Origin of the sequence: Anaerotruncus colihominis, from assembly GCF_010206195.1 — a bacterium.
GTDB lineage: Bacteria > Bacillota > Clostridia > Oscillospirales > Ruminococcaceae > Anaerotruncus > Anaerotruncus colihominis_A.
Genome location: NZ_VIQT01000010.1, coordinates 222,906 through 249,750, shown reverse-complemented (window position 1 = coordinate 249,750; position 26,845 = coordinate 222,906). Strand labels below are relative to the sequence as shown.

Here is a 26,845-nt window from a genome sequence, read left to right as displayed (position 1 = left end):
GGCTTTTTTTCAAAAAAGCCGGGAAGTTTTTTGCCGAGGCTTTTTTTCAAAAAAGCCGGGAAGTTTTTTGCGAGGCTTTTTTTCAAAAAAGCCGGGAAGTTTTTTGCGAGGCTTTTTTTCAAAAAAGCCGGGAAGTTTTTTGCGAGGCTTTTTTTCAAAAAAGCCGGGAAGTTTTTTGCGAGGCTTTTTTTCAAAAAAGCCGGGAAGTTTTTTGCGAGGCTTTTTTTTCAAAAAAGCCGGGAAGAGGGGCAAGATGAAACAATTGATGTTGGGCAATCAGGCGGTTGCCAGAGGGCTTTTTGAGGCGGGCTGCCGGTTTGTGTCGAGCTATCCGGGGACGCCGTCGACTGAAATTTCCGAATATGCAAGCGGGTATGAGGAAATTTATGCGGAATGGGCGCCGAATGAGAAGGTTGCGTGTGAGGCCGCGCTCGGCGCGGCCATTGGCGGCGCGCGCTCCTTCTGCGCGATGAAGCATGTCGGTCTGAACGTCGCGGCGGACCCGCTGTTTACAGCCGCCTATACGGGCGTCAACGGCGGGATGGTCATCGGCGTTGCCGACGATCCCGGGATGCATTCGTCCCAGAATGAGCAGGATTCGCGCCATTATGCAATCGCGGCCAAGCTGCCGATGGTCGAGCCTTCCGATTCGCAGGAGTGCATCGATTTTGTCAAGGCCGCTTATGAGATATCGGAAACGTATGATACGCCGGTGATCTTCCGCACGTGTACGCGCATTGCACATTCACAGAGCATCATCAAGACGGCGGAGCGTGAGGAGCGTCCCCTGCGCGATTATGTAAAAGATCCTAAAAAATATGTCATGATGCCAGGAAACGCGATCGGCCGTCACGTGTTTGTCGAGGAACGCATGAGAAGGCTCGCGGAGCTGGCGGAGACAACGCCGCTCAACCGCGTCGAGCTGGCCGGGCGCGGCGTCGGCTTTATCACATCGGGCACGTGCTACCAGTATGTAAAGGAGGCGTTCCCTCAGGCAAGCGTGCTCAAGCTCGGACTGGTCAATCCGCTGCCGGAAAAGCTGATCCGCAACTTTGCGGCGCAGGTGGAAACGCTCTATGTCGTGGAGGAGCTTGACCCGGTGATCGAGACGCACTGCCGCGCCATCGGCGTGCGCGTCGACGGCGGCAAGGACCGCCTGGGGCTGCTTGGCGAATATTCGCAGCGCGAGATCGCCGCCGCGTTCGGCGCTCCCGTGCCGGAGTGCTCCGACTTCGGCGAGCCGGTCCCGGTGCGCCCGCCAGTGCTCTGCCCGGGCTGCCCGCACCGCGGCCTGTTCTATACGCTGCACAAGCTCGGCGTCATGGTCAGCGGCGATATCGGATGCTATACGCTCGGCGCGCTGCCTCCGCTTGGCGCGCTCGACACAACGATCTGCATGGGCGCGTCGATTTCGGGGCTGCACGGCTTTAACAAGGCGCGTGGCTGCGACAGCGCCAAAAAATCGGTTGCGGTGATCGGCGACAGCACGTTCATGCATTCAGGTATCACCGGGCTGATCAATATTACATACAATCTCGGCAATTCAACTGTAATCGTGCTCGACAATTCGATCACCGGCATGACGGGCCACCAGCAGAACCCGACGACCGGGCTGACGCTGAAAAACCAGCCGGCGCCGCAGGTAAGCATTGAAAAAATCTGCGAGGCCGCCGGCGTCCGGCGCGTCCGCGTCGTTGATCCGAACGAGCTGAAAGAACTTGAGCAGATCGTGCGCGAGGAGCTTGAAGCGGACGAGCCGTCCGTCATCATCGCGCGCCGTCCATGCGTGCTGCTCAAATATGTCAAGCACGCACCGCCGTTTGTGATCGACGATGAAAAATGCAAAAAGTGCAAGGCGTGTATGCGTATCGGATGCCCGGCAATCAGCATTACGGATGGACGCGTCGTCATTGATGAAACGCTGTGCGTCGGGTGCGACCTGTGTACGAAACTGTGCAGCTTCGGCGCGATTAAATCTTCGGAGGTGCGTGTGTGATGGCGGATGTAAAAAGCGTTATGATTGTCGGCGTCGGCGGGCAAGGCTCGCTGCTCGCTTCCAAGCTGCTTGGCAACGTTCTGATGGCGCAGGGATACGACGTGAAGGTGTCTGAGGTACACGGCATGAGCCAGCGCGGCGGCTCGGTTGTGACGTATGTGCGCTACGGCGGCCGGGTGTATTCGCCTATTGTCGCACGCGGCGAGGCCGACGCGATCGTATCGTTTGAGCGGCTTGAGGCCGCGCGGTGGCTGCCGTATCTCAAACAGGGCGGCCGCCTGATTGTCAACGACCAGCGCATTTCCCCAATGCCGGTCATCACCGGCGCGATGGAGTATCCGGCCGGCATCATTGAAAAGCTGCGCGGCAAGGGCGCGGATGTCGTCGCCTGCGACGCGCTGGCGCTCGCCGGGCAGGCTGGCAGCGCCAAGGCGGTCAATGTGGTGCTGATGGGCGTGCTCTCCACGCTGCTCGATATCCCGGAAACCGCGTGGCAGGCCGCGCTTGAGGCGTGTGTGCCGCCAAAGTTTTTGGAGCTGAACAAAAAGGCGTTCGCGCTTGGCCGGGCGTATCGATAAACAGAAAATCTGACACAGAAAGGATCGATCTCCATTGGCAAACTATTACCAGCCGGAAATTGAGCGCGCCTCGCGGGAACAGATCAAAGCGTGGCAGGACGAACGTCTCGTGGAAACGGTGCGCCACGTCTATGCGAACGTCCCCTATTATAAACGCTTGATGGATGAAAAGGGCGTAGCGCCCGGGGATATCAAGTCGCGCGAGGATCTTTACAAGCTGCCGTTTCTGACAAAAAACGACCTGCGCGAGGCATATCCTTACGGCCTGCTGGCCGTTCCGCTTGACGACTGCGTGCGCATCCAGTCGACGAGCGGGACCACCGGAAAACGCGTCGTTGCATTCTATACGCAGGGCGACATCGATCTGTGGGAAGACTGCTGCGCCCGCGCGATTGTGGCCGCCGGCGGCACGAAAAGCGACGTTGTGCAGGTCGCCTACGGCTATGGCCTGTTCACAGGCGGACCGGGACTTAACGGCGGTTCGCATAAGGTCGGCTGTCTGACGCTGCCAATGTCGTCCGGCAATACGCAGCGCCAGATTCAGTTCATCCAAGACCTGCATTCCACGATTTTATGCTGCACGCCCTCCTATGCGGCGTTTATCGGGGAGACGTTCCAGGAGATGGGTATCGCACCCGACGAAATCAGCTTGAAAGCCGGTATCTTCGGCGCGGAGGCGTGGAGTGAGGAAATGCGCCGGGATATCGAGCGAAAGCTCGGCATTCACGCGTATGACATTTATGGACTGACGGAGATCTCCGGGCCGGGCGTTTCGTTTGAATGCGAGGCGCAGACCGGGATGCATATCAACGAGGATCATTTTATCGCCGAGATCATCAACCCGGAAACAGGCGAGGTGCTCCCCGACGGGGAAAAGGGCGAACTGGTCTTTACGAGCATCACGAAGAAAGCGTTTCCGCTGCTGCGCTACCGCACACGCGATATCTGTGTACTCAACCGCGAACCGTGCCCGTGCGGACGCACGCATGTCAAAATGTCCAAGCCGATGGGGCGCAGCGACGATATGCTCATTATCCGCGGCGTTAACGTGTTCCCGTCGCAGATCGAAACGGTCCTGCTCAATCATGGCTATCCGGCCAATTACCAGATTATAGTCGACCGTGTAAAGAACAGCGACACGCTGGATGTCCAGGTCGAAATGACAAACGAGATGTTCGCTGATACCGTCAAGGGCGTTTCGGCGCGTGAAAAAGAGCTTGTCGACGGGCTGCGTGCGATGCTCGGCCTGGCGGCGAATGTGCATCTTGTTTCGCCAAAAACGATTGAGCGCAGCGAGGGCAAGGCCAAACGCATTATCGACAAACGTAAAATTTAATGGTATACTGAAAAAAAGGCCCGCCGAGCCGGATATGGCCGGGGGTACATAAAATAACAGCCATTGCGGCAGAACGGGTGTTGATTTATGGTCATCAAGCAGTTGTCCGTCTTTGTGGAGAACCAGCCCGGAAGGCTCGCCGAGGTCACAGACGTGCTGAGTAAAAACGATATCGATATCCGGGCGCTTTCCATCGCGGATACAACCAACTTTGGAATTCTGCGCCTGATTGTCGATCATCCGGCGCGCGCCGAAAGCCGGCTCAAGGAGCAGGGCTTTACGGTTTCACAGACGGATGTGATCGGCGTCGGTATTACTGATCAGCCCGGCGGTCTTGCCGTTGCGCTGCGCATTTTGGCGGACGAGGGGATCGCGGTCGAATATATGTATGCGTTCGTCAGCAAGGCGGAAAAGACGGCGTTTGTGATCCTGCGCGTAGAGAATAACGCACAGGCCGAGCAGGTGCTTTCCGCCAAGGGAATCCCGATCCTTACAAGCGAGGATGTCCTGCTACGCAGCCAGCTTTGATCGTGGTCAATCGGTGATGTAAAAAATGACGGCCGGCGGCGGATTTTCCACCGCCGGCTTTTTTGGAGGGAAGAATGGATGTCAATTGAAAAGGTGCGCGCCTATTTTGAGGCGCGCGGACGTGCGGGCGATATCCTGGAATTTTCGCAGTCGAGCGCGACTGTGGAGCTGGCCGCGCAGGCAGCCGGCGTGATTGCGGCGCGCATCGCAAAGACGCTGTCGTTTCGGCAGGGGGAAGGGTGTATCCTGCTCGTCGCGGCCGGGGACGCGCGCGTGGACAACAAAAAGTTCAAGGCGCGTTTTGGCATGAAGGCGTCGATGCTTTCGCCCGACGAGGTGCGCGCGCTGACGGGACACGCCGTCGGAGGCGTTTGCCCGTTTGCGATTGAAAACGACGCCGTCACGGTCTATCTTGACGAATCGCTGCGGCGCTTCGATACGGTTTTCCCGGCGGCCGGCAGCGACCATTCTGCGATCGAGCTTGGCTGTGACGAGTTATATGAATATGCGAATGCCGCCGGATGGGTCGACGTCTGCAAGCTATCAGAATGATTATCCGCAAGCCGGCGCACACGAATCTGTATAAATACAACTGAAAAAGCGAGGGGCCGGAAGGTCCCTCGCTTTTTCAGATTTACCGTCCGACGCTGGCCCGCCGCAGCTTTTGTACGGTTTCAGCCACGCTTTCCTGGTGAAGCTCCGACGCCTTGAAACGGAATAGGGCAAAGTTAAGATTGAACAGGCTCCCCAGACCGAGCGCGGAAATCACCGTACCGATTCCGACGCGTCCGCCCAAAAGCCAACCAAGCAGGATGACAAACAGTTCGACCGCTGCGCGGCACAGACCGACCGAGCGGCCGGTTTTGCGCGCCAGCGCCACCATCAGGGCGTCCCGGGGTCCGGAACCCAGTGCGGTCCTCATGTAAAGCCAGGTGCCAATAACCAACAGCTCCAGGCCGCAAAGCAGCATCAAAATCCCTGACGGCAGGGAAGTCATCAATGGAATCCAATGAAGCGCCAAAAGGCAGTCGATCAGGATCGCGCACACAACGATATTAAGGATGGTCCCAAAGCCAAAGCTTTCTTTGCAGGCGACCGCGACTCCGATGGCGACCGCGCCCACGAGCGCTGAAGCTGTTCCATAGGTAATCCCCAAAGTATGGGACAGCCCTTCCTGAAGGACGCTCCAGGGTTCCAGCCCCACATTCGCCTGAAGCATCATCACGATACCGACCGCGCTGACAACAAGTCCCAGGATCAGCGTTCCGGTCCGCCGGCAATATTCACGGATCATGTTCTGAGCCTCCTTTTCGTCTTAGAAGCTGTACCAATTTGGTGGAAGTATATGTTGGGGGGACATACATGGATTGGCGTAAAAATTTTTTTGTCTGGCAAGGAAGGAAACCTCAGGAATCCTGGCGGATTTCAAGCCCTTCTGACACAGTTCAGACGGGGGATTTTCCGCCAAGGCGTGTGCGTCCCCCATTGGTATAGCTTCTTAAGGATACCATTCGCCCCATCTGCCACAGGCGATAAAACCCACTTGCTCATAAAGCCGGGCCACCCCGTCATATCCGGAGATCAACCGGGGCGTCTTGCCCTTTTCCAGGATACGCCGGACAAGGAAACGGCTGATTTGCAGGCCATATCCATGATGACGGTATTCGGGTACGACAGCAACAGCGCCTATAACGCCGCATTCGTCATCCCCGGAGATGATGCAGCCGGTCCCAATCACTTGCCCATCCTGTTCGAGCTGGTAAAGCTCCGACAGCCCCAATGCGCAGCGGCGTTCCAGATCCGCCGCCCATGGATCGAATCGAAGATGTGTCCGGTAGTATTCATGACTGCGTTGGAGCACGTCAAAGACGGCATGCAGTTCTCCCGGGGAAAGCGGCGCACAGACACCGTCCTGCGCGCCGCCCTGATAGACCATATAATAGGAGCTGTCAGTCGTTCCGCCCAGGATTTTCTGTAGGGCTTCGCATTGCCCCCAATTGGTATCAATTTCCTGCACGCCGAGGGACTGGGCCAGCGCGGCGATCGGTTCGGGCGCTGCCTGTTCGTTTGCCGAAACCGTGAGTACGCCGCCGAATAGGGAGAGGGCGGCTGTTGGACAGCCGTCCTTTTCACATAGATAAAAGCGCGCCGGGCTGCCCTCCAGGCCATAGGTCCGCAGAAGGGTCAGCGCTCGGGAACCAAAAACCCGCTCATAGGCGCAGGCTGTCTGGAAATCGGAAATTCTGGCATCTGTCAGTTCATGCAGCATGAAACCGTCTCCAATCTGTTTATTCCGCCGCGTCCTCCCGCCGGATTTGGGAGAGGTAACGGTATACGCTCGCCTGAGAGCACTGAAGGATATCAGCCACAGATTTGACCGCTCCCTTGAGCAGGAAGATTCCGTCGCTCTCCAGGGTATGGATGATCTGGAGGCGTTCCTCCGGCGTCAGCCGCACAGGGGACAGATCCAGCCGCTTCAGTTCCCTCAAAACAGCGTCCTCGGCCACGCCGCCGCTGGAGTTGTGGAACTGCTCCACAGCCGGCAGAGCATACGGCGCGTCGGAGACGCGCGTTTCATCCACCTGGAAGTTGGTATCCACAAACTGGTCCGGGTGGCACAGGCGCAGGATGCTTTCGCTCACAGCATGATAACGGCTGTCGTCGAAATTGATGCACAGCATCCCGATCAGTTTTCCATTATGCTTGATGAACAGCGTGGAGGAACGCAGCGTCCGTCCTTCGGTGGACACACCGCGGTAATGCGTAATATAGTCCTTTTTTTCATAACTTTTGTCCATCAGAATTTTAAGGGCTATATTGGTCAGAGGCGCGCCGACCTCCCGCCCGCTCACATGGCTGTTGGCAATGGCGACAATGGAACGGTTTTTGTCCGTCAGGTCATGCAGAGCAACCTCATAATCCGGTCCCAAGGTATGTCCCAGAAATTCCGTCAGCCTTATATAATGCTGAAGCATCGGATTCGTCATATCGTTACCTTTCGGCCAGATAATGTTCTGGCATGATCATAAAAATGTGCCTAAATCCATTATATCGGTTGATTGGAATTTTGTCAAAGCTATTTAGGAATTTTTTATTGCGATAAGAAATATATTTGATAAAATTTTTTAAATTGTTGTTATTTTATATAAATATATATAACTATAAGAAACAATTTAAACAAATCGTAAAATTAAAGCGAAATAACAATTGACAACTTTTATATTTGTGATAAAATTATTGCAGAGTTAGAAAAAGGAGGATCGATCCTATGAAAAAAATAATCAGCACTGACCGCGCGCCGGCGGCGATCGGCCCGTATTCCCAGGCGATCGGGCTGGGCGGCCTGGTGATCACTTCCGGCCAGCTCCCGCTTGATCCGGCGACCGGCGCTTTCCCGGAGGGAATCCAGGCGCAGACCCGCCAGTCCCTGACCAACGTCAAGGCGATCCTGGAGGAAGCGGGAAGCAGCATGGACAAGGTTGTCAAGACGACTGTTTTTCTCAGCGATATGAACAACTTCGGCGCTATGAACGAGGTGTACGCCACCTTCTTCAGCGAAGGTGCATTCCCCGCCCGTTCGGCCGTGGAGGTCGCCCGCCTGCCCAAGGATGCGCTCGTTGAGATTGAGGTCATCGCCGAGGCATGACTGTCAGGCCGCAATTTTAATTTGGTAAAGGTACTGTCCGCCAGTCGTAGTTGCCTGAAACGGGAAACTGGTAAACGATGACCGGGGTATCCTCTGAAATTGATACGCACAGCGTCAAATATGGAGGTATAAGTATTATGAAAGAGTATCCGCTGAATGTTCCCGTCCCCCACCATTTCACCTTTGCAGTCCGTGATGTGCCCAATGTAACCGTCGAGCAGCGCGAGCGCGCCCTGAAGGCCACTCATTACAATGAGTTTGCGTTCCCGTCCGGCATGCTAACCGTGGATATGCTGTCCGACTCCGGCACCACCGCCATGACCAACCAGCAATGGGCGTCCCTGTTTTTGGGCGACGAGGCGTATGGCCGCAACACCGGTTATTATGTGCTGCTGGATACGTTCCGCGATATTTTTGAGCGCGGCGGCGAAAAGAACTGGAAAAAGTCTATCGACCTGGTCCGCACCGACTGCCGCGATGTGGAAAGAATGATGGATGAGCTGTACCTGTGCGAGTATGAAGGCGGCCTGTTTAACGGTGGAGCGGCCCAGATGGAACGCCCCAACACCTTCATCATTCAACAGGGACGCGCGGCTGAGTCCGTGCTGATGGAGATCGTCAAGAACATTCTGGCCAGGCGCCACCCCGGTAAGGTCTTTACCATCCCCTCCAACGGCCACTTTGACACCACCGAGGGCAACATTAAGCAGATGGGTTCGGTGCCCCGCAACCTGTACAACAAGGAGCTGTTGTACGAGATTCCCGAAGGCGGCCGGTATGAAAAGAACCCGTTCAAGGGCAACATGGATATTGAAAAGCTGGAGCAGCTCATCAATGCCGTCGGCCCTGAGAACGTACCGCTGATTTTCACCTGCATCACCAATAACCCCATCTGCGGCCAGCCTGTTTCCATGGCCAATATCAAAGAGATCAACCGTGTCGCGCATAAATACGACATTCCGCTGGTGTTCGACGTTGCGCGCTGGGCTGAAAACTGCTACTTCATCAAGATGAATGAGGAAGGCTACGCTGATAAGTCCATCGCCGAGATCGCCACGGAGATGTTCTCCTACTGCGACGCGTTCTCCATGTCCGCCAAGAAGGACGGTCACGCCAATATGGGCGGAATGCTTGCTTTCCGCGACAAGGGTCTGTTCTGGAAGAAGTTCTCCGACTTCAACGAGGATGGCACAATCAAGACCGATGTGGGCGTTATCTTAAAGGTCAAGCAGATCTCCTGCTACGGCAACGATTCCTACGGCGGCATGTCCGGCCGCGACATCATGGCGCTGGCTGTCGGTATGTACGAGTCCTGCGATTTCAACTACATGCATGAGCGCATTGCCCAGTGCAATTACCTGGCGGAAGGCTTTTATAAGGCCGGCGTCAAGGGTGTTGTGCTTCCGGCCGGCGGACACGCTGTATACATCAATATGGATGAGTTCTTCGACGGCAAACGCGGCCACGACACCTTCGCAGGCGAGGGCTTCTCTCTGGAGCTGATCCGCCGCTATGGTATCCGTGTTTCCGAGCTTGGCGACTATTCCATGGAATATGACCTGAAAACCCCTGAGCAGCAGGCTGAGCTGGCAAATGTGGTTCGTTTTGCGATCGACCGCAGCCGTTTGACCCAGGAGCATCTGGATTATGTCATTGCCGCTGTCAAGGCGCTGTACGAGGATCGCGAGAGCATTCCCAATATGCGCATCACCTGGGGCCACAATCTTCCGATGCGTCATTTCCATGCGTTTTTGGAGCCATATGCCAACGAATAAAAGTGAAAGTCATATTCAGGGCTTTTACTACATAAACAGTTAAACGTAACTGTGCCACGGGGAAGCGCACGGCAGGAGGCGGGCGTTCGCAATTGATAAAGGCTTTTGGCGAACCTCGCCTCCCTTCTTTTATCTGTGAGAGGGATTTTTTAACAGGCGATACATTTGCAGAGAGAGGTGGATTTATATGTCAGCTCCTGAAAACACCACGGCAAAACGAGACGGCTTTAACAGCAAATGGGGATTTATTCTCGCATGTATTGGTTCTGCTGTAGGTATGGGAAACATCTGGAGATTCCCAATTATGGTCACAAAGTATGGCGGCCTGACCTTCCTGGTCCCATATTTTATCTTTGTGATTTTGATTGGCGCCACCGGCGTAATCGGTGAATTTGCACTCGGACGCTCTGCCGGCGCCGGCCCGATTGGCGCCTTTGGCAAATGTACAGAGCTTCGTACCGGCAAGAAAAATGCCGGCGAGGCCATCGGCGTCATTCCAATCATCGGTTCCATGGCGTTGGCGATCGGTTATACAGTGGTCATGGGCTGGATTTTTAAGTACACGGTTATGGCGTTCAGTGGCGAACTGTCAGCCATGGGACAGGATATGTCTGTGATTGGGCCGGCGTTCGATACGATTTCCGTTGATAACTTTCCATGGATCATTGTCGCGATTGTGGTCAGCCTGATCATCATGGCTCTGGGTGTCGCAAACGGTATCGAAATTGCCAACAAGATCATGATGCCGGTTCTGTTTTTCCTGTTTGTCGCGCTTGGCATCTATATCTTTACACTGCCCGGCGCAAGTGAAGGCTACAAATTTATTCTGACACTGAATCCTGCGGGGCTGGCCAGTGTGGAGCTGTGGGTTTTCGCATTTGGTCAAGCGTTTTTCTCCCTGTCGGTGGCTGGTAACGGCAGCGTTATCTACGGCTCTTATCTGCCTAAAAATGAGGACCTTCCAATTTCTGCGCGCAACGTGGCTGTTTTTGACACGATGGCGGCCCTGTTGGCAGCGTTTGTAATCATCCCGGCCATCGCTGCCAGCGGCATGGCCATGAACGATGTATCCGCCGGACCTGGCCTGATGTTTGTGTATCTGGTTAACATCATCAACGGTATGCCTGCCGGCAGGGTTATCGCGATCGTATTCTATGTTTGTGTGCTCTTTGCAGGCGTCAGCTCGATTATCAACCTTTATGAGGCCCCGGTGGCAACCCTTCAAGAAAAATTCGGCCTTAAACGGGCGCCTGCGACCGCAGTTATCCTGGTGATCGGCTGTGCGGTTGCCATTATGATCCAGGCAATTACATCCCAGTGGATGGATGTGGTTTCCATCTATATCTGCCCTCTGGGCGCGCTGCTGGCAGGCGTTATGTTCTTCTGGATCGCTGGCAAGGAATATGTCCTGAAAGCGGTCAATGAAGGCAGACTGAAACCAATTGGTAATTGGTTCTATCCGCTGGCGAAGTATGTTTACTGCATCCTGGCGGTTGTCGCTCTGGTTGCAGGCATTATCTTTGGCGGTATCGGCTGATCCGGCCGCACGGTTTCAGATCATAATCATCATCACTACCATACAGAAAGCCCGCGGCCGTGTGTTTCCACGGCCGCGGGCTTTCTCCGCACTTGGGCGGTTGTATTATGCTGCAAAGTACTGGAGCACAGCGTCAGCGACGGCGTTGCCGTATTTAAACATGGCGTATTCATCTGCGATTTCCTCATATTCCGTGGGGTTGCAGATGTAACCTGATTCGACAAGCACCGCCGGACAACCGGTCATCATCGTAACGCGGTACCATGACTGTTCAGTAAACCGCAGCTTGCGGCCTGTATCCTCCGCGAGGCTCCAGCCAATCTTTTCAGCGAGCAGCTCAGACTGGTCGTTGTAATAGTAGACCTCAATACCGGAAACATCATTGGAATCAACTGTTTCAGAGAGGGAATTGTGGTGGCTCGAAATAAACATATCGGCGTCAAACTGTTCCGCCAACCCGACGCGTTCATTGAGCGTCATATTTTCATCGTTGTGCAGAATATGCACCTTTGCGCCGAGCGCCGTCAGACGGCTTTCAATGGCGTAAGAGTCCGCCAGATTTAAAATATTTTCAAACGGCCCGTTTGGACCAGGGATGCCGGCTGCTCCAGGATCGTCGCCACCGTGACCGGGATCAAGCACAACCGTAATACCGGAAAGGGGCTTTGCCGAAGCGCGGTTAAGCGTCGGCCGCTGTTTGAGATAGATCACCGTGTCATTGTCATTGAAGCGGACATCCCAACCGAGCAGCCGCACGCCCTCATTTAAATGGAATGTGAGCGTCACGGTGTTCTGCTCCGTACTGCCTTCAATTGATGAACACAGCTTGCTGTCAAGCGCGGCTGTGCTTAGGTTTTCAAAGCCGGTTACATTATAAAGCCGGATTGTAACGCTTCCGTCATCCGCTACGCCGTCAAACGCGGGGCGGGCAGTTCCGCGGATTATGAGTTTTTCACCCTTATCCGTTTGCTCCAGCGAAAGCGAGGAAGCGTTTGTTTCCGCTGTCTGGGAGCCTTCCAGGATATCGACTGCGCCCTTGAGTACATAACCGCCTGATGAAAGGTGGTAATAACTGCCGACATTCTCCGTGATGTAATCGACGCAATCCTCCTTGAGGATGGTTGTATATTTGCCGTCGTCAGCGGCGTTGGCATTGACCGGTACGATGAACGTTTTCATAACTGCAACAGGGCGCGCGCCGTTTCCGCAGGCGTAGACATCGCCGGCCGACTGCTGCTCGGAATTGACGCCGCCGTATTCAAGCGTATAGGCGACAGGTCCTATATTCCTGACCTCTCCGTCCTGTGCGAGCGACGAAACATCGATGGTTGCCTGATAGGTGACGGCAACGCCGTCCGCAGCCTGTGCGACCGGTTCAAGCGCCGCGGTCAATCCGCCGACCGACGCGGTAACGGTTCCGCCGCCCGGGGCAGTGCACGAGAGCTTGAGCGATTGTCCAGGGAGTACGGCCTCAGCGCTCAACGGGTAGACGGAGCTTTTCACAATGGCACTGATGGCCGCAGACGCAGACGGTTGATTGCGTACAATGGTAGCCGTCTTGTTGACGCCGTCCTGCGTAAAGGTATAGGTATTTGTGCCGTATGGCACATTGACCAGCACGCCCCAAAGCCCGGAGGGAGAGCGGGTGATCTCCGTGCCGTTGTAGAATACCGGCAGGCTTGGGTCGGACGTGCCGGTGATGAAGTAGCTTTCCCAATCCGAACCGACAGTCAGCGTTTCTGTCGGACGCGTCACAGCGAATTCTGTGCTGAAGGTCAGATCGGGCATATTCGCCGGCTCGGTCTGTGCAAACGAGGCGGCCAGGGAATAAGCGGCGGCACGTGAATCGGTGTGCAGCGAGGAAAAGCTGTTGACGACCAGGCCGCTGCCGGCAGCGCGCTCCTGATAGAGGATTGCGTCGGCAAGATGGGAAAACGCCCTGTCGTCGCTCGCGGTATACAACAGGTAGTATGGGACGCCGGAGGTTCGCCAGACAGCCAGCACGCTGGGGAGTTCCTGTTCAGTAAGTCCGGCCAGATCAGGGACGGCAAAATCAAGCGAGCCGCTTGCCAAAAGTGAAGCGGCATTTGGCGAAGCGCCGGACGAGAGCATCATGCCAAGACGCTGGCCCTCCTTTTGGCGCAGGGCGCCCCGCATCTGCGCCGCCGTTTCAGCGAGCGCGGCCGCATAATTGTCAATGGTTGCGAATCCGGAGGGGTCCACGCCGTCAAGCACGATTCCCGCAATGTCATAGCGGGTGGCGAGCTCAGCCGCCACAGAGCCGGCGAGCTGCTGAACGCCCGGCTCTGTGGGATTTAGCGTACCATCTGCCGTCACCCAGTTCGGATTTTTTGACGCGGGCGAGGATGCTGCAAGCTCCCCGTCTGATACCGCAAACGGATCAATGACCGCATAAACCTGGATTCCGGATTCCTTGCACACGCTGACGAGATAATCAAGCGGGTCAAAGAAAGCGAACGCGCCCTGCTGCCCCATCCAATAGGCGCTGGAAGGCAGGATTGACGAGCGGTAAAGAGCGTCGCAGGACGGCGCGGCTTCAAAGAACACAGCGTTGTAGCCGTATTCCGCGGCGAACGCGGCGATTTCATTGAGCTGCGCGCGCTGCTCCTTTGCGGAGAGTCCAGGCTCAGATGGGAAGTCGGCGTTGCCGCGTGTGCGGACAGTCAGCGCGCGTAATTTCTCTCCGGCAGGGGGGATGCCGGCGGGCGGCGTTTTGGGCGAAATGGGAGCGGTCAACAGGTCGCTGGCATACAAAACGGCGCAGGTGGCCGCGATGATTGCCAGGGACGCCAGCAGGGTGCGCAGAATGGTGCGTTTTGTCTCGTGCTTCATGAATCTGTTCCTCAATTACAATTTAAAATCGGATGGATCAAAAGCCGGCAGTGCGTTGGGCCGTTTGGGCACGCGCTTGAGCGGTGCGTAACGGTATTTCCGGCAGGAGGCATGCGGCGCAGTGACGCCGCGTTTTTCACAGAGGACGGTTTCGCCTGAGCGTGTGATAAACCCATATTTACAATATTGGCAGGCTGGCGGGATCTCATTGGAAAAAAGCTGTGAGCGACGCATAACGCTCCCTCCTTTCAAACAGCTTACAAAGTGTGGAATCGACCGGCTGGAGATCGAATGAAATTTTTGCTTGTTCTAGTTTCGAATCCTCCCGATACAATCCGGTATTGTTTCATTATACAGGATTCGACGCCTTATTTCCATATACAAATCTTTAACAGATCACTTATTCTGTCATGCAGGCATTTTTGCGCGGTCCGGCTGGCAGCAGGATGGCGCACATACAAATCAGGCAGAGCGCCGTAACCAGCCGGTTCGGCGTATTCGGGGCGGCGGCCGCATGTACGCCGCCCGCCGCCATTACAGAGAGCGTTTGCGCTGGAAGGAGCTGATAGAACAGACTGGCCAGCAAAGCGGTGATCGCGCCGTGCGCCAGCCGCGAGCGGTAAAACGGCCCAAAACGCGGGAGGTTTTCCTGAGAAAAACAGGCGCGCACCTGGAACATGATGCTCAGAGAGGAGAAGGAGGTGAGAAAAGCGCAGAGCGTAAATCCGGCGCGTCCGCCAAGCGCGCCCGCCTGGATGCAGCCGTTTGTGACCTCCAGCACCCCGGAGAGCGCGGCGGAAAAAAACGGCGCGCCGAGCGCCGGGAACAGCGCGCCAAGCGATTGGGCCAGCGCGCCGACCGCGCCGGCCGCAGAAAGCAGCGCCGTGATGGCTGCAAACGCGACGACAAATGCGCAGACAGACAGCATGGAGGCGCTTGCGCTGCGTACCGCTGCCACAAAGGCCCCGCGTTCGGAGGGGAAACGATGATGCGGGCCGGCTGCCGGCCGGTCCGCATGAGCGCCGGAAAAAACAAACGCGCCGACAATAAAGGCGCTGAGAAGCTGTGCGGCGAGCAGGAGAACCCCCGCGGACCGGCTGTGCAGAAGCCCCGCGCCGACTGCCGAAATAAGGAAGGACGGCCCTGCGTTGACACAGCAGCAGAGCGCGCGCGATGCGGTATCTCTGTCGGTTTCGCCGCGCGCCAGCATGTCGGAAAGCATACGCGCCCCGACCGGAAATCCCCCCAAAAAGCTCATCAGAAGCACGGCGCCCATGTTTTCCGGCATTTTGAGCACGCGGTGTGAAAATACGGATACAGCGCGTGAAAGCGCGCTGCCCGCGCCAGTCGACGTGATCAACCCCGCGAGAATCATAAATGGGAATAGCGATGGAATCAATATATCCGCGCAGTTTGCAAGCCCTGCGCGCACGCCGGCGGCGACCTCCTGCGTTTTCCATAGCAGGCATACAGCGACCGCAGCAGCGGCGCCCGCCCCAAGAAAATGGCTTCGCCTCATATACCGCAACCCCTTATTACATAAAATGGCCGGTCCGTTAATATGTATGTAACGAACGGTCAAAAGAATGATACCGAAATTTTGTATCCCGCCGTATCGTGGGATCAGGACAAGGGGGAAGGCCTGTGTTTGGACGCAGGAAATCGAAGCCGCGGCGCGGTACGATCGCAGAGGTCGTATCGCGCTCGCTGGAGATACCCGTCGATGTAGCCGGAGGGCTCGCGCAGGTGGAGCTGCTTGGCAACCGGGAAGCAGCGGTTGAGCATTGCCAGAACGTGTTGGAATATAACGACGATGTGATTCGTCTGAATACGGGCAAGCTGATCCTCAAGTTTACCGGCCGCGGCCTGACCCTCAAATGTATGAGCGGCGACCGGGTCACTGTCACAGGCTTTTTCAAATCCCTTGAGTTTTCACAGTGAATCCTGCTGTTTTGGAAAAGCGGACGCTCCGCTTGACCGGCTGCGTCGCGAATAGCGAACGGGGCGCTTTACAGCGGAACGAAGGATCAAAATCATCTGTAGGGAGGCGGGAATTTGCTGTTTGTCAGGCTGCTGCGCTGGCTGCGCGGTTATGTTTGTTTTTCGGCGCGGTCCGGTTCTGTGGAACGTCTGATGAGCCTGTGCGCGCACCATCATATTGTCCTCTGGGGCTGCCGGCGTACGGAAACCGGAATTACAGGCTTTACAACGGCGCGCGGATACCGGCGCCTGCATCCATACGTTCGTAAGGCCGGCGTGACAGCGCGCGTCGGCAAACGATATGGCCTGCCGTTTCTGCTGCACCGATACCGCCGGCGCACCGGTATCGCGGCCGGTGTGCTGATCTGCATTCTGTTCTTAACGATTTCACAGCAGTTTGTATGGGTGGTGCGCATCGAGGGCAACGAACGCATCGATTCACAGGTGTTGTATCAGGCGCTTGAGGAAATGGGTGTGCACCGCGGCGCGCGCAAGGGTGCGGTTGATGAGCGCGAGATCGCGCGGGCGCTGCCTGTCGCAGTCGATGGGCTTGCCTGGGCGGCGCTCAACATACAGGGGACGACGGCAACGCTGCTCGTTCATGAACGCACCGATCCGCCTCCGAAAATTGATACAAATATCCCGGCCAATGTCGTAGCCGCGGCTGACGGCCAGATTGTGCGCATGGAGATCACAGACGGCCGCGCCGCAGCCAAAATCGGCGACGCTGTACACACAGGCGACATCATTGTCAGCGGCATCATTGAGGATCGCTGGGGCATGACGCATCTTCTGCGCGCCAACGCGCGTGTATTCGCGCGTGTGCCGCAGACGCTTGAGGCGCGCGTTCCGCTTGCGCTCGAGGAGCCCGTCCCGACGGGCCGCATTGTGAAACGCCGCTATCTGGAGCTGCCCGGCGTGCGCCTGCCGCTGTTCATCTACAGCGGCCTGGAGGGCGATTACAAGCTGGAGCGTGTGACGGGGCAGCCCCGGGTCGGGCCGGTAGAACTGCCGTTTTGTGTGACGCGCGAGACGTACATCTTTTACGAATTGCAGAAACAGCAGTTAGGGCAGGAAGCGGCTCTGCGCATCGCACAGCGGCAGCTCGGGGCGCTGGAGCGCGAGGCGTGGGATCAGGACGCTGTCAAAAAACGGGAGGTTTCCGCTTCGGTGGAAAACGGTGAGCTTGTGCTGCGCGGCGATTATATCGTTGAAATGAATATTGCGCGGCAGGTCGAGATACCGGTCACACAATACAGCCAGGAAAAAGAGGAGAAAAAACCAGCGCGCGCCGGCGGCTACTGACCGCCGGCGCTTTGCTGCCAATGAGCGTGCAAACAGAATTGATTCAAAAAACTGGAGAAATTTCACAAAATATTCACAAATAACTGGTGAAACTGCTTGTTATTTACCAATCGATTTGCTATACTATACACGGGGTATTGGGTGTTGTTAAGAGCAGGAAACGGACTAGGGATTGTTTGAAAATAGAGGAATTGCCGAATTTTTTGCAAACAGCAGGGGAACGCAAGGCAAAAAAAGCAGGAATCCTTCGGATTCCGGGGCTTTTTAACGCGGCGTCTGCCCCTGTTTGTAGAAAAAGACGGGAATTTTGATTTTTCAAACAGCCCCTAGGCAAGGGGACGGATGAAAAAATAATGATAGAACAACTGGTAAATATAGACCGGATGGAACATGCGCTCGCCCTGTTTGGCAGCTTTGACGAAAATATCAGGCTGATTGAGCAGGAGTATGGGGTGACTGTCACCTGCCGCGGTACGGAGATCAAGGTCTTTGGCGATGAACAGGGCGTGTCGCTTGCCGTGCGCACGATCACAGGTCTGCTTTCGCTCATCAATAAGGGCGAAACGCTCAGCGACCAGAATGTGCGCTATGTGATGGCGATGGTCAGCGAGGGGCGCGAGGACAAGGTCGCTTCGCTCGCCGACGACGTTGTATGCATCACAACGACTGGCAAGCCAGTCAAGGCAAAGACGCTCGGGCAGAAAAAATATATCGAGATGATCCGTTCCAATACGATTACAATCGGCGTCGGGCCAGCTGGAACAGGCAAGACATATCTTGCCGTCGCAATGGCGGTGCGCGCGTTTCGCGCGCATGAAATCAACCGCATCATTCTGACAAGACCGGCTGTGGAGGCAGGGGAGAAGCTGGGGTTCTTGCCAGGAGATTTGCAGAATAAGGTCGACCCGTATCTGCGCCCGCTGTATGACGCGCTGTTCGACATGCTCGGCGCTGAAAATTTCCAAAAGTATGTAGAGCGGCAGAATATCGAGGTCGCGCCGCTCGCCTATATGCGCGGACGCACGCTCGACGACAGTTTTATCATCCTTGACGAGGCGCAGAATACGACGCCGGAGCAGATGAAAATGTTTCTCACGCGCCTTGGTTTTAATTCCAAGGCGATTATCACAGGCGATGTCACACAGATTGATCTGCCGGATACAAAACGGTCGGGGCTTTTGGAGGCCGTCAAGGTGCTTAAAAACGTCGACGATATTGGTATCCTGCATTTTACGGAAAAGGATGTTGTGCGCCATCGGCTTGTGCAGGCGATCATCAAAGCGTATGAGCGGTATTATGAGGAGGGTAAACGCAACAGATGACGGAACGTGTAAAGGTCCTGATTTCCAACAGACAGAAGGATGTTAAAATACCAAGCGGAATTCGTCTGCTGATCCGGCGCTGCTGCCACGCGGTGTTGATCGCGGAGAATTTCCATGAAAGTGCGGAGATCAGCGTCAGCTTTGTCAACAATGAGCAAATCCGCCAGCTCAATGCCGAATACAGGCAAAAGGATGCGCCAACGGATGTTTTGTCGTTCCCACTGGGGTCCGGCGGCGAATATGACCGCAACATGGAGACAGGCGCGCTGCAGCTTGGCGATATTGTAATTTCGGTCGAAAAGGCTGTGGAGCAGGCGCGTATGTACGGCCATTCGCTCCAGCGCGAAATTGGCTTTTTAACAGTTCATTCCATGCTTCATCTGCTCGGTTACGACCATGAGGCGGGCGGGCTGGAAATGGTGCACATGCGCGAAAAAGAGGAAAGCGTGTTGGCAAGCCTGGGGCTTGAGCGCGACGGCAGCTACGTTTTGCCGGAAGATGTTAAATAAAATAGCCGCACTTGGGCGCAGTTTTGGATATGCGCTGTGCGGAATTATGCACTGCATCCGCCGGGAACGCAATTTCCGCATCCATCTTGTCGCCGCGGCGTACGTTCTGGCGCTCGCGGCGTATCTGCACATTACAGGCGCGCGCCTTGCTTTGCTGTTTTTGACTATCGGCGGCGTGCTTGCGCTCGAGCTGGTCAACACCGCGGCCGAGGCGCTGGTCGATCTTGTTTCTCCGCAGCGCCGGCCGCTGGCGAAAATCGCTAAGGATACGGCCGCCGGAGCGGTGCTGGTGTTTGCCGCATCTGCTGTCGGCGTGGGAGCCGTGCTGCTCTGGCAGCCGCGCGCGCTGACGGCGCTGCTGCTGGATACGCTGACTTCGCCCATACGCTTTCTGGCGCTGGCCGCTTCGGCGCTGATCGCCGGATGGTTTGTTTTTGGATTTTCGCAGGGGGATCACAAAAAGGAGAATTTATGAACGCAACACAACCGCAATATGAGACAAAATCGGCTTTCGTCGCTATTGTCGGCCGGCCGAACGTCGGGAAATCAAGCCTGCTGAACGCCTTGGTCGGCGAAAAGGTGGCAATCGTTTCGAGCAAGCCGCAGACGACGCGCACACGTATCACGGGCGTGCTGACGCAGGGCGATACGCAGCTTGTGTTCATTGATACGCCCGGGCTGCATAAGCCGCGGACAAAGCTGTCGGAATATATGGTCAAGCAGGTGGGCGACAGCGTGGCGGACGTCGATGTCGCCGTGCTTGTCGTGGAGCCTGGTGATGAGATCCAGAAGGTCGAGCAGAGCCTCATCGATTCCTTTAAGGCGCAGCGCATCCCGGCGGTGCTTGTCATCAACAAAATCGATACGCTGGCCGAAAAGGAGAAGCTGATGGCGCAGATCGCCCTGTTTATGCGGGCGTATACGTTTGAGGCGGTCGTTCCGATTTCGGCGCTGCATGGCAGCGGCGTGGGCGATGTGCTGTCCGAGCTGAGACGTTTTGCAACTCCGTCGCCGTTTTTCTTTGACAAAGATACGCTGACCGATCAGCCGGAACGCGTGATTGTGGCGGAAATCGTGCGCGAAAAGCTGCTGCGCCGCCTGTTTGACGAGGTACCGCACGGCACGGCCGTTTCGGTCGAGTCGATGAAGGAGCGCCCGGACAAGGATGTTATGGACATCCAGGTACAGATCTATTGCGAGCGCGAAAGCCATAAAGGCATGATTATTGGTAAGGGCGGCGCGATGTTAAAAAAGATCGCGTCCCAGGCGCGGCAGGATATCGAGCATTTCCTCGGTTGCCGCGTCAACCTGCAATGTTGGGTCAAGGTGCGCGAGGACTGGCGCAACCGGGAAAATATCATCCGCTCATTCGGATATAATTGACGGTCTGTTCTGCGCCGCTGCTCTTCAGAAGCGATGCGCCGCAGGCGGATGGGCAGACCTTGAAAAAATGCTGTCAAGTGGCAAAATAGTGGAAAGGGAGCAAAGCTTTCCCTACAATAAGCGGCAGGGTGCGGGGAACAATACAACCACATCATATTTTGGAGGTGGCGGTGTTGAAACCCGACGAGACGATGGCGTTTAACACATTTTTACAGTCCGGAAAAATCGAGGATTATATGCGTTATGTCGGTGTAAAGCGGCAAGCGCAGGCAACTGCGGCGCAAAACGCCGCAGCCGCGGGGGAAAACGGTGCATATCACAACCGAGGCGATCGTCCTGAGGGCACGATCGGTTGACGAATTTGACTGCGTGCTGACGCTCCTGACTAAGGAGCGCGGCGTCATATCCGCCTACGCACGGGGCGCTAAGAAGCCGCGCGGAACGCTGCGCGTTCCAGCCGAGCTTCTCAGCTACTCGTGTTTTGTGTTGTTTTCAAATAAAGATCGATACAGCGTCGACCGCGCCGATCTGGAAACCGTGTTTATGGGGGTGCGCGGCGATGTGTGTAAGCTGTCTTTGGCGTCGTACCTGTGTGAGTTGACGGCCGAAACAGCTCCGCGCGGCGAATGCGCGCAGGAGTATCTGCGCCTGCTGCTCAATTCCCTGTATCTGCTCGACCGGGATAAACGCGCCTGCGCGTTTATCAAACCCCTATACGAGCTGCGGCTTATGACGATGGCGGGCTATATGCCGAACCTTGTCGCATGCCGCGGATGCGGCTGTTTTGAATCGGAGCTGATGTATTTTCTGCCGCTGACGGGTGAGCTTGCCTGCGGCAAGTGCATCGCCAACGTGCCGCCGGACCAGCCGCGGATGCGTCTTTCCGGCGGCGTGCTGGCTGCGATGCGGCACATTCTGTACGCGCCGTTTGAGCGGCTGTTCGCCTTTACGCTGCCGCAGGAGCAGCTTGCGTATCTGGGGGAGGTCACACAGTATTATGTCCAGGTCCAGCTCGACAAACGCTTCTCAACGCTCGATTTTTACCTGACGATCAAGGATTAGGGCCTGTTTTGCCAAACAGAATCTTTCAGGCGGCACAGGCCGTTACAGGGGACAAAAGATGGATAAATATTGTAAAGCAATTGAATTAGATAAGGTGCTTATGCGCCTGGCGCGCCATTGCTCGTGTGAGGACAGCCGCGCGCTGGCGCTTGCGATTGAACCGGCGCGCGACATCCGTGATGTGCGTGAGCTGATGCGGCGCACGGTCGATGCGAACACATTGACAAACCGTTATTCGACGCCGTCGATCGGCGGCGTGACAAATTGTTCCGCCGCGCTCAAACGCGCGGCGGTCGGGGCGCGCCTGTCGCCGCGTGAGCTGCTCGACGTGGCGCGTGTGCTGCGCGCGATTGAGACGATTGAACGCTGGCGCAGCCAGCTGGAAGGTGATCCGACAAGCCTGGAATTTTTGCTCGACTGCGTTGTGGCGCTGCCGTCATTGCAGCGCGCCATATCGACGGCGATCGTGTCGGAGGATGAAATCGCAGACGCGGCCAGCCCGGCGCTTGCCGACATCCGTCGGAAAATCCGGAGCGCCGGCGCCAAGGCGCGCGAGGTGCTCGACCGGCTGGTGCGTTCGGCGACGTATCAGAAATATTTGCAGGAAAACATCATCACACAGCGCGACGGCCGCTTTGTTGTGCCGGTGCGGCAGGAATACCGCAACGAGATCAAGGGGCTGGTGCACGATACGTCTGGATCGGGCGCGACGGTTTTCATTGAGCCGATGGGCGTTGTCGAGGCCAACAATGAAATCCGGATTCTGCAAGGGCAGGAACAGGCGGAGATCGACCGCATTCTGTATGAGCTTTCAGCGCAGACCGGCGCGTGCGCCGACAGCATCGGCGGCAGCTATGAAGCGATCGTCGAGCTTGATCTTTACTTTGCGAAAAGCCGTTTGGCCGATGAGATGCGCGCCACCGAACCTGCGATCAGCGAGACGGGCGCGGCAGAACTGAAACGGGCGCGCCATCCGCTATTGCCCGCAGACCGTGTCGTACCGATTGACCTGCGGCTCGGCGGCGATTTTGACACGCTTGTTGTCACCGGGCCGAACACAGGCGGCAAAACCGTTGCGATTAAAACGCTCGGCCTGCTGTCAGCGATGGCGCAGTGCGGCTTGATGCTCCCCGCGGCCGACGGGAGCACGGTGCCCGTTTTTGAAAGGCTTTTGGTTGACATCGGCGACGAACAGAGCATTGAACAGAGCTTATCCACCTTTTCGGCGCATATGACGAATATCATCCGGATTCTTGGTGAGGCTGACAGCCGTTCGCTTGTGCTGCTCGACGAGCTTGGCGCGGGCACTGATCCAGTGGAAGGCGCGGCGCTTGCCGTCGCCGTGATTGAGCGGCTGCGTGCCCAGGGCGCGAAGGTGGTGGCCACGACACATTACGCCGAGATTAAAATGTACGCGCTCAACACGCCGGGCGTTGAAAACGCAAGCTGTGAATTTGACGTTGCAACGCTGCGGCCGACCTACCGGCTTCTGATCGGCGTGCCGGGTCGTTCAAACGCGTTTGCTATCTGTGAGCGCCTCGGATTGCCATCCAGTGTGATCGAGGCGGCACGGGCGCATGTTTCCGGTGAAAATCTGCGCTTTGAGGAGGTTGTCTCGCAGCTCGAGCAGACGCGGCAGGAGCTGGAGCGCGCACGCGCGCAGGCCGAGAGCCAGCGCGCCGGCGCGCAGCGCGAACGCGACGAGGCCGACGCGCTGCGCAGAACGATGGAGCAGGAACGCGAGCGTGAAATTGAGCGCGCGCGCGTGCAGGCGCGCGGGATTGTGGAACAGGCCGGGATGCAGGCTCAGAAACTTCTTGACGAGCTTGAAGAGCTGCGCCGGCAAAAGGACAGCGCCGGCTTCGCGGAGCGCGCCGCGCAGGCCAAATCGGCTTTCAAGGCGAATATGCGCCGTCTGCACGACCTTGCCGACCCCGTAACGCGCAAGAATATCGAACAGTACACACCTGAGCGGCCGCTTAAACGCGGCGACACGGTGCGCCTTGTATCGCTCGGACGTGAAGGAACGGTCCTGTCCGCACCCGATGGACAGGGGTTTGTGCAGGTACAGGCGGGGATTATCAAGACGAAGGTGCATCAGTCGGAACTGCGCCTGGTTGATACAAAGGACAGGCGCGTAACGGTTGGCGGCGCCGGTGTCTCGACGCGCGGCGTTTCATCGAAGGTTTCGCGTGATGTAAAAACGGAGGTGGACCTGCGCGGCATGACGACCGACGAAGCGCTGATGGAGCTTGACCGGTTTATCGATGCGAGTGTGCTGTCGAACGTCCCGACCGTCACAATCATCCATGGCAAAGGTACCGGCGCGCTGCGCGCTGCGGTACAGCAGCGTTTGAAGAAGCACCGCAGTGTGAAATCGTTCCGCCTTGGCACATTTGGCGAAGGGGAGTCCGGCGTCACCGTTGCGGAATTGAAATGACGCCGCGCTTTACAGGCAGCTCCGTTTATGGTATGATATCATTAGGTGAAAAATTATTGATTTTGATAGATTGCGAGTGATGAAGGTTTGGAAAAAAAGGTGACGAAGGCAGGCGCGCTGACGTATAAAGGGCGTCCGTTGGTGCGCAGTGGGAATACAATCTATTACGGCGACATGGGCGACAAATATGTTGCGATGTTACAGATCCTGGCGGAGGCGCCGTTTCAGGGCGAACAGCTTCCAAGCAAGGTTTCTGTGCAGATCTGGTCAACAGACGACGAGCTGCGGCCGCGCGACCGCGTTGTAAAAAAGACAGAGAAATCAAACCTGTACGACGCGCTTAATATTGCTTCGATTTGGCTGGAGCGTCAGCTTTCCGGCAAGTAAACGGAAAAAGGCCCGGTAACGAACGATTCGTTATCGGGCTTTTGTGTAAAGACTGGAGGATATAGCCATGACAGAATTGCATCTTCATCTCGATGGCTCCATGCGGCCGCAGACCATCTTCGAGCTGGCATCACACCAGGGGATTTCTCTGCCTGCCGCCGATGCAAAGGCTCTGCGCGCCTATCTTGAGGTACCGGCGGACTGCCCGTCGCTGACGGACTATTTAAAACGGTTTGATTTGCCGCTTGCCGTGCTTCAAACGCCGGATGCGCTGGAACGCGCCGCGTTCGAACTGTCGGAGGACCTTTACCGGCTCGGCGTTGAGCGGGCGGAAATCCGTTTTGCGCCGCAGTTTTCAACAAGCGGCGGCATGACACAGGACGACGCCGTGTGCGCGGCTGTCGCTGGGGCGCGCCGTGCGATGGAAACGTATCCTGCGTTTCGCTGCGGATTGATCCTGTGTTGTATGCGCGGCAGCGGCAATCAGGCCGCCAATGAGGAAACGCTGCGGCTTGTCGGGAAGCATTTGCCTGGCGGGGTTGTGTGCGCCATCGATTTAGCCGGTGCAGAGGCGTTGTTTCCAACTTCCGATTATGCAGGATTATTTGAACAGGCCCACGCGCAGCAGATTCCAATGACCATTCACGCAGGGGAGGCCGACGGGCCGGACAGTATCCGGCAGGCGCTTTCCTTTGGGACAAAGCGCATCGGACATGGGATCGCGGCCGCCGGCGATCCGGCGCTGATGCGTCAGCTGGCTGAAGCCGGTGTGACGCTTGAGGTATGCCCGACAAGCAATGTGCAGACAAAGGGGGCGGTCAGCTTGGATCGGCATCCCATCCGCGCGCTGTTTGACGCGGGTGTGCGCGTGACGGTCAATTCTGACAACATGACGGTATCCAATACCGATCTGCCGCGTGAAATTGCGCTTTTAAAAACACACCTCGGTTTTACCGACGGAGAGATCGGGACGATGCAGCGATACGCGCGCGAGGCGTCGTTTTTAAGAGAGTGAGACTTTAAAATGTCCTCCATGCAAAGCGGTTCCCGTACCAGCCAAAGCTGGCACGGGAACCGCTTTTATACATGAATCAATCCGCATATGTTCAGTCGGCCGCGCCCTGCTCGATGTGCGGGATGTCGGTCAGGCCGAGCAGAAAATCAGTGGAGACGTTGAAATAGGCTGCGAGCTTGACGAGAAAATCGAACGAGGCGCTGATGCCGCCTGTCTCAAGCTCTTTGATATTCTGAGCAGTAAGGCCGATGGCTTGCGCAACCTCCTCGACGGTTTTACCCTCCGCCACACGCAATTCATTGAGCCGTTCGCCGAAGGACCTTTTGTTAAACACGGGGGTAGCCTCCTTAATTTAAGTCTGTGATTGACAACCGGCCAGTGGCCGTTTGATAACAGTATATGGCTGATGCGGATAGATAAGTTAAAGGAATCCGCCATCGGCCGCGATCACCTGTCCGGTGATGAATCCCGCGCTGTCGGACGCTAAAAACAGTGCGAGCCGCGCGATGTCCTCCGGCGTTCCGAGCGTACCAAGCGGCGTTTCCAAACGCAGGGCTTCAAGTGCCTGAGGACCAAGCTGCGCGTTCATATCCGTGTCGATCACGCCCGGCGCGATGCAGTTGACCGTTATTCCGGAAGGACCGACCTCCTTGGCAAGCGCCCTTGTAAAGCCGATCACCGCCGCCTTGGAGGCGGAATAATGGACCTCGCATGACGCGCCGGAAATCCCCCAGATCGAGGAAACGTTGATAATCCGTCCGTACTTTCTGCGGATCATCTGCGGCAGGAGTCCATGGCAGACATAAAACATGCTTGTAATATTGACGCCGAGCATATGCGCCCAATCCTGCGCGGTGATATCACAGAACAGCTTCTGCTGTGCGATTCCGGCGTTATTGATCAGCACGTCGATATGGCCAAAGCGATCCAATACCTGCGCCGTCATCCGGGCGGCCTGCGTTTCATCCGAGAGATCGGCGCGAAAGAGCGCCGCATCACAACCAGCAGCGGACAGCTCGTCCAAAAGCGAACGCGCAGATACCTCATCCTGGCGGTAGCAGGCCGCGACGCTATAGCTTTCCCGCGCGAAAATCTTGGCGCACGTTCTGCCAATTCCGCGCGACGCGCCGGTTATCAATACAGTCCGAGACATGAACGCCCTCCATAGACAAAAGCCTCCGCCGTAAGCGGAG

Annotated in this window: 28 protein-coding genes; 20 read left to right on the top strand and 8 right to left on the bottom strand. The window is 56.6% G+C overall.

Going from position 1 to position 26,845, the window contains the following annotated elements; translation table 11 throughout:
• Positions 1-30: 30 nt before the first annotated feature.
• The 6 genes from FMM72_RS17040 (at position 31) to FMM72_RS09010 (ending at position 4,990) form a co-directional block, all read left to right on the top strand.
• Entirely contained in the window at positions 31-303 is a 273-nt protein-coding gene (locus FMM72_RS17040; protein ID WP_207710332.1) for a hypothetical protein, read from the top strand.
• Positions 254-1,996, top strand: coding sequence for an indolepyruvate ferredoxin oxidoreductase subunit alpha (gene iorA, locus FMM72_RS09030; protein WP_162221227.1), 1,743 nt, complete (start codon positions 254-256; stop codon positions 1,994-1,996). The genes FMM72_RS17040 and iorA overlap by 50 nt, the downstream gene beginning before the upstream one ends.
• Positions 1,996-2,574 (top strand): indolepyruvate oxidoreductase subunit beta, encoded by a 579-nt coding sequence (locus FMM72_RS09025; protein ID WP_162221226.1) that lies wholly within the window; start codon positions 1,996-1,998, stop codon positions 2,572-2,574. The genes iorA and FMM72_RS09025 overlap by 1 nt, the downstream gene beginning before the upstream one ends.
• Positions 2,575-2,608: 34 nt before the next feature.
• On the top strand, positions 2,609-3,910 hold the full coding sequence (locus FMM72_RS09020; RefSeq protein ID WP_162221225.1) for a phenylacetate--CoA ligase family protein: 1,302 nt from the start codon (positions 2,609-2,611) through the stop codon (positions 3,908-3,910).
• 87 nt (positions 3,911-3,997) lie between these two features.
• A complete protein-coding gene (locus tag FMM72_RS09015; protein ID WP_160209655.1) occupies positions 3,998-4,438 on the top strand; it encodes an ACT domain-containing protein in 441 nt (146 codons plus the stop codon).
• A 78-nt stretch (positions 4,439-4,516) separates the two neighbouring features.
• Positions 4,517-4,990, top strand: coding sequence for a YbaK/EbsC family protein (locus FMM72_RS09010; RefSeq protein ID WP_160209654.1), 474 nt, complete (start codon positions 4,517-4,519; stop codon positions 4,988-4,990).
• 82 nt (positions 4,991-5,072) lie between these two features.
• Here the strand turns inward: FMM72_RS09010 and FMM72_RS09005 are convergent, their stop codons facing one another.
• The 3 genes from FMM72_RS09005 to FMM72_RS08995 form a co-directional block, all read right to left on the bottom strand.
• Complete coding sequence (locus tag FMM72_RS09005) at positions 5,073-5,732, bottom strand: YczE/YyaS/YitT family protein (protein WP_162221224.1); 660 nt, start codon at positions 5,730-5,732, stop codon at positions 5,073-5,075.
• Between the two features lie 204 nt (positions 5,733-5,936).
• A complete protein-coding gene (locus FMM72_RS09000; RefSeq protein ID WP_162221223.1) occupies positions 5,937-6,707 on the bottom strand; it encodes a GNAT family N-acetyltransferase in 771 nt (256 codons plus the stop codon).
• A 19-nt stretch (positions 6,708-6,726) separates the two neighbouring features.
• Complete coding sequence (locus FMM72_RS08995; protein WP_162221222.1) at positions 6,727-7,425, bottom strand: helix-turn-helix transcriptional regulator; 699 nt, start codon at positions 7,423-7,425, stop codon at positions 6,727-6,729.
• 281 nt (positions 7,426-7,706) lie between these two features.
• On the opposite strand from FMM72_RS08995, the gene FMM72_RS08990 reads away from it, so the two are divergent.
• The 3 genes from FMM72_RS08990 to FMM72_RS08980 all read left to right on the top strand — a co-directional run bounded on the left by FMM72_RS08990 (position 7,707) and on the right by FMM72_RS08980 (position 11,396).
• The gene (locus FMM72_RS08990) at positions 7,707-8,084 is read left to right on the top strand and encodes a RidA family protein (RefSeq protein ID WP_160209650.1); all 378 of its coding nucleotides are present in this window, start codon (positions 7,707-7,709) and stop codon (positions 8,082-8,084) included.
• A 137-nt stretch (positions 8,085-8,221) separates the two neighbouring features.
• Positions 8,222-9,859, top strand: a complete 1,638-nt coding sequence (locus FMM72_RS08985) for a tryptophanase (RefSeq protein WP_160209649.1) — start codon at positions 8,222-8,224, stop codon at positions 9,857-9,859.
• A 187-nt stretch (positions 9,860-10,046) separates the two neighbouring features.
• Positions 10,047-11,396, top strand: a complete 1,350-nt coding sequence (locus tag FMM72_RS08980) for a sodium-dependent transporter (protein ID WP_160209648.1) — start codon at positions 10,047-10,049, stop codon at positions 11,394-11,396.
• A gap of 105 nt (positions 11,397-11,501) precedes the next feature.
• Here FMM72_RS08980 and FMM72_RS08975 read toward each other — a convergent pair whose 3' ends face one another.
• The 3 genes from FMM72_RS08975 to FMM72_RS08965 all read right to left on the bottom strand — a co-directional run bounded on the left by FMM72_RS08975 (position 11,502) and on the right by FMM72_RS08965 (position 15,768).
• Positions 11,502-14,249, bottom strand: a complete 2,748-nt coding sequence (locus tag FMM72_RS08975; protein ID WP_162221221.1) for an N-acetylmuramoyl-L-alanine amidase — start codon at positions 14,247-14,249, stop codon at positions 11,502-11,504.
• A gap of 15 nt (positions 14,250-14,264) precedes the next feature.
• The gene (locus FMM72_RS08970) at positions 14,265-14,483 is read right to left on the bottom strand and encodes a hypothetical protein (RefSeq protein WP_160209646.1); all 219 of its coding nucleotides are present in this window, start codon (positions 14,481-14,483) and stop codon (positions 14,265-14,267) included.
• A 166-nt stretch (positions 14,484-14,649) separates the two neighbouring features.
• Positions 14,650-15,768, bottom strand: a complete 1,119-nt coding sequence (locus tag FMM72_RS08965; protein WP_162221220.1) for a hypothetical protein — start codon at positions 15,766-15,768, stop codon at positions 14,650-14,652.
• Positions 15,769-15,893: 125 nt separating this feature from the next.
• On the opposite strand from FMM72_RS08965, the gene FMM72_RS17525 reads away from it, so the two are divergent.
• The 11 genes from FMM72_RS17525 (at position 15,894) to add (ending at position 25,652) form a co-directional block, all read left to right on the top strand.
• Complete coding sequence (locus tag FMM72_RS17525) at positions 15,894-16,190, top strand: YabP/YqfC family sporulation protein (RefSeq protein WP_160209644.1); 297 nt, start codon at positions 15,894-15,896, stop codon at positions 16,188-16,190.
• A gap of 114 nt (positions 16,191-16,304) precedes the next feature.
• The gene (locus FMM72_RS08955) at positions 16,305-17,534 is read left to right on the top strand and encodes a sporulation protein YqfD (protein ID WP_160209643.1); all 1,230 of its coding nucleotides are present in this window, start codon (positions 16,305-16,307) and stop codon (positions 17,532-17,534) included.
• A gap of 353 nt (positions 17,535-17,887) precedes the next feature.
• On the top strand, positions 17,888-18,856 hold the full coding sequence (locus FMM72_RS08950; protein WP_160209642.1) for a PhoH family protein: 969 nt from the start codon (positions 17,888-17,890) through the stop codon (positions 18,854-18,856).
• On the top strand, positions 18,853-19,365 hold the full coding sequence (gene ybeY, locus FMM72_RS08945) for an rRNA maturation RNase YbeY (RefSeq protein ID WP_160209641.1): 513 nt from the start codon (positions 18,853-18,855) through the stop codon (positions 19,363-19,365). The genes FMM72_RS08950 and ybeY overlap by 4 nt, the downstream gene beginning before the upstream one ends.
• Entirely contained in the window at positions 19,355-19,840 is a 486-nt protein-coding gene (locus FMM72_RS08940; protein WP_162221219.1) for a diacylglycerol kinase family protein, read from the top strand. The genes ybeY and FMM72_RS08940 overlap by 11 nt, the downstream gene beginning before the upstream one ends.
• A complete protein-coding gene (era, locus tag FMM72_RS08935; RefSeq protein WP_162221218.1) occupies positions 19,837-20,748 on the top strand; it encodes a GTPase Era in 912 nt (303 codons plus the stop codon). The genes FMM72_RS08940 and era overlap by 4 nt, the downstream gene beginning before the upstream one ends.
• 173 nt (positions 20,749-20,921) lie before the next feature.
• Positions 20,922-21,104, top strand: a complete 183-nt coding sequence (locus FMM72_RS08930) for a hypothetical protein (RefSeq protein WP_160209638.1) — start codon at positions 20,922-20,924, stop codon at positions 21,102-21,104.
• Positions 21,058-21,810: a DNA repair protein RecO gene (recO, locus tag FMM72_RS08925; RefSeq protein WP_162221217.1), complete on the top strand. Its 753-nt coding sequence runs from the start codon at positions 21,058-21,060 to the stop codon at positions 21,808-21,810. The genes FMM72_RS08930 and recO overlap by 47 nt, the downstream gene beginning before the upstream one ends.
• 58 nt (positions 21,811-21,868) lie before the next feature.
• Positions 21,869-24,250 (top strand): endonuclease MutS2, encoded by a 2,382-nt coding sequence (locus tag FMM72_RS08920; protein ID WP_160209636.1) that lies wholly within the window; start codon positions 21,869-21,871, stop codon positions 24,248-24,250.
• Between the two features lie 87 nt (positions 24,251-24,337).
• A complete protein-coding gene (locus tag FMM72_RS08915; RefSeq protein ID WP_160209635.1) occupies positions 24,338-24,637 on the top strand; it encodes a hypothetical protein in 300 nt (99 codons plus the stop codon).
• A gap of 67 nt (positions 24,638-24,704) precedes the next feature.
• Positions 24,705-25,652 (top strand): adenosine deaminase, encoded by a 948-nt coding sequence (gene add, locus FMM72_RS08910; RefSeq protein ID WP_160209634.1) that lies wholly within the window; start codon positions 24,705-24,707, stop codon positions 25,650-25,652.
• Between the two features lie 91 nt (positions 25,653-25,743).
• Here add and FMM72_RS08905 read toward each other — a convergent pair whose 3' ends face one another.
• Together FMM72_RS08905 and ymfI are read right to left on the bottom strand one after the other, a co-directional pair.
• Positions 25,744-25,986 carry a helix-turn-helix domain-containing protein gene (locus tag FMM72_RS08905; RefSeq protein ID WP_160209633.1) on the bottom strand — a complete coding sequence of 81 codons (243 nt, stop codon included), beginning with the start codon at positions 25,984-25,986 and terminating at the stop codon, positions 25,744-25,746.
• An 87-nt stretch (positions 25,987-26,073) separates the two neighbouring features.
• Positions 26,074-26,805, bottom strand: a complete 732-nt coding sequence (gene ymfI / locus FMM72_RS08900) for an elongation factor P 5-aminopentanone reductase (protein ID WP_162221216.1) — start codon at positions 26,803-26,805, stop codon at positions 26,074-26,076.
• Positions 26,806-26,845: the final 40 nt, after the last annotated feature.

Coding starts and splice junctions, on each gene's coding strand:
- FMM72_RS08920 (WP_160209636.1), top strand. CDS start 21,869: ATGGATAAATATTGTAAAGCAATTGAATTAGATAAGGTGCTTATGCGC.
- FMM72_RS08985 (WP_160209649.1), top strand. CDS start 8,222: ATGAAAGAGTATCCGCTGAATGTTCCCGTCCCCCACCATTTCACCTTT.
- FMM72_RS08950 (WP_160209642.1), top strand. CDS start 17,888: ATGATAGAACAACTGGTAAATATAGACCGGATGGAACATGCGCTCGCC.
- FMM72_RS08980 (WP_160209648.1), top strand. CDS start 10,047: ATGTCAGCTCCTGAAAACACCACGGCAAAACGAGACGGCTTTAACAGC.
- ybeY (WP_160209641.1), top strand. CDS start 18,853: ATGACGGAACGTGTAAAGGTCCTGATTTCCAACAGACAGAAGGATGTT.
- FMM72_RS08965 (WP_162221220.1), bottom strand. CDS start 15,768: ATGAGGCGAAGCCATTTTCTTGGGGCGGGCGCCGCTGCTGCGGTCGCT.
- FMM72_RS09005 (WP_162221224.1), bottom strand. CDS start 5,732: ATGATCCGTGAATATTGCCGGCGGACCGGAACGCTGATCCTGGGACTT.
- FMM72_RS08940 (WP_162221219.1), top strand. CDS start 19,355: ATGTTAAATAAAATAGCCGCACTTGGGCGCAGTTTTGGATATGCGCTG.
- FMM72_RS09010 (WP_160209654.1), top strand. CDS start 4,517: ATGTCAATTGAAAAGGTGCGCGCCTATTTTGAGGCGCGCGGACGTGCG.
- ymfI (WP_162221216.1), bottom strand. CDS start 26,805: ATGTCTCGGACTGTATTGATAACCGGCGCGTCGCGCGGAATTGGCAGA.
- FMM72_RS08975 (WP_162221221.1), bottom strand. CDS start 14,249: ATGAAGCACGAGACAAAACGCACCATTCTGCGCACCCTGCTGGCGTCC.
- iorA (WP_162221227.1), top strand. CDS start 254: ATGAAACAATTGATGTTGGGCAATCAGGCGGTTGCCAGAGGGCTTTTT.
- FMM72_RS09025 (WP_162221226.1), top strand. CDS start 1,996: ATGGCGGATGTAAAAAGCGTTATGATTGTCGGCGTCGGCGGGCAAGGC.
- FMM72_RS08995 (WP_162221222.1), bottom strand. CDS start 7,425: ATGACGAATCCGATGCTTCAGCATTATATAAGGCTGACGGAATTTCTG.
- FMM72_RS08990 (WP_160209650.1), top strand. CDS start 7,707: ATGAAAAAAATAATCAGCACTGACCGCGCGCCGGCGGCGATCGGCCCG.
- era (WP_162221218.1), top strand. CDS start 19,837: ATGAACGCAACACAACCGCAATATGAGACAAAATCGGCTTTCGTCGCT.
- add (WP_160209634.1), top strand. CDS start 24,705: ATGACAGAATTGCATCTTCATCTCGATGGCTCCATGCGGCCGCAGACC.
- FMM72_RS09000 (WP_162221223.1), bottom strand. CDS start 6,707: ATGCTGCATGAACTGACAGATGCCAGAATTTCCGATTTCCAGACAGCC.
- FMM72_RS09015 (WP_160209655.1), top strand. CDS start 3,998: ATGGTCATCAAGCAGTTGTCCGTCTTTGTGGAGAACCAGCCCGGAAGG.
- FMM72_RS08970 (WP_160209646.1), bottom strand. CDS start 14,483: ATGCGTCGCTCACAGCTTTTTTCCAATGAGATCCCGCCAGCCTGCCAA.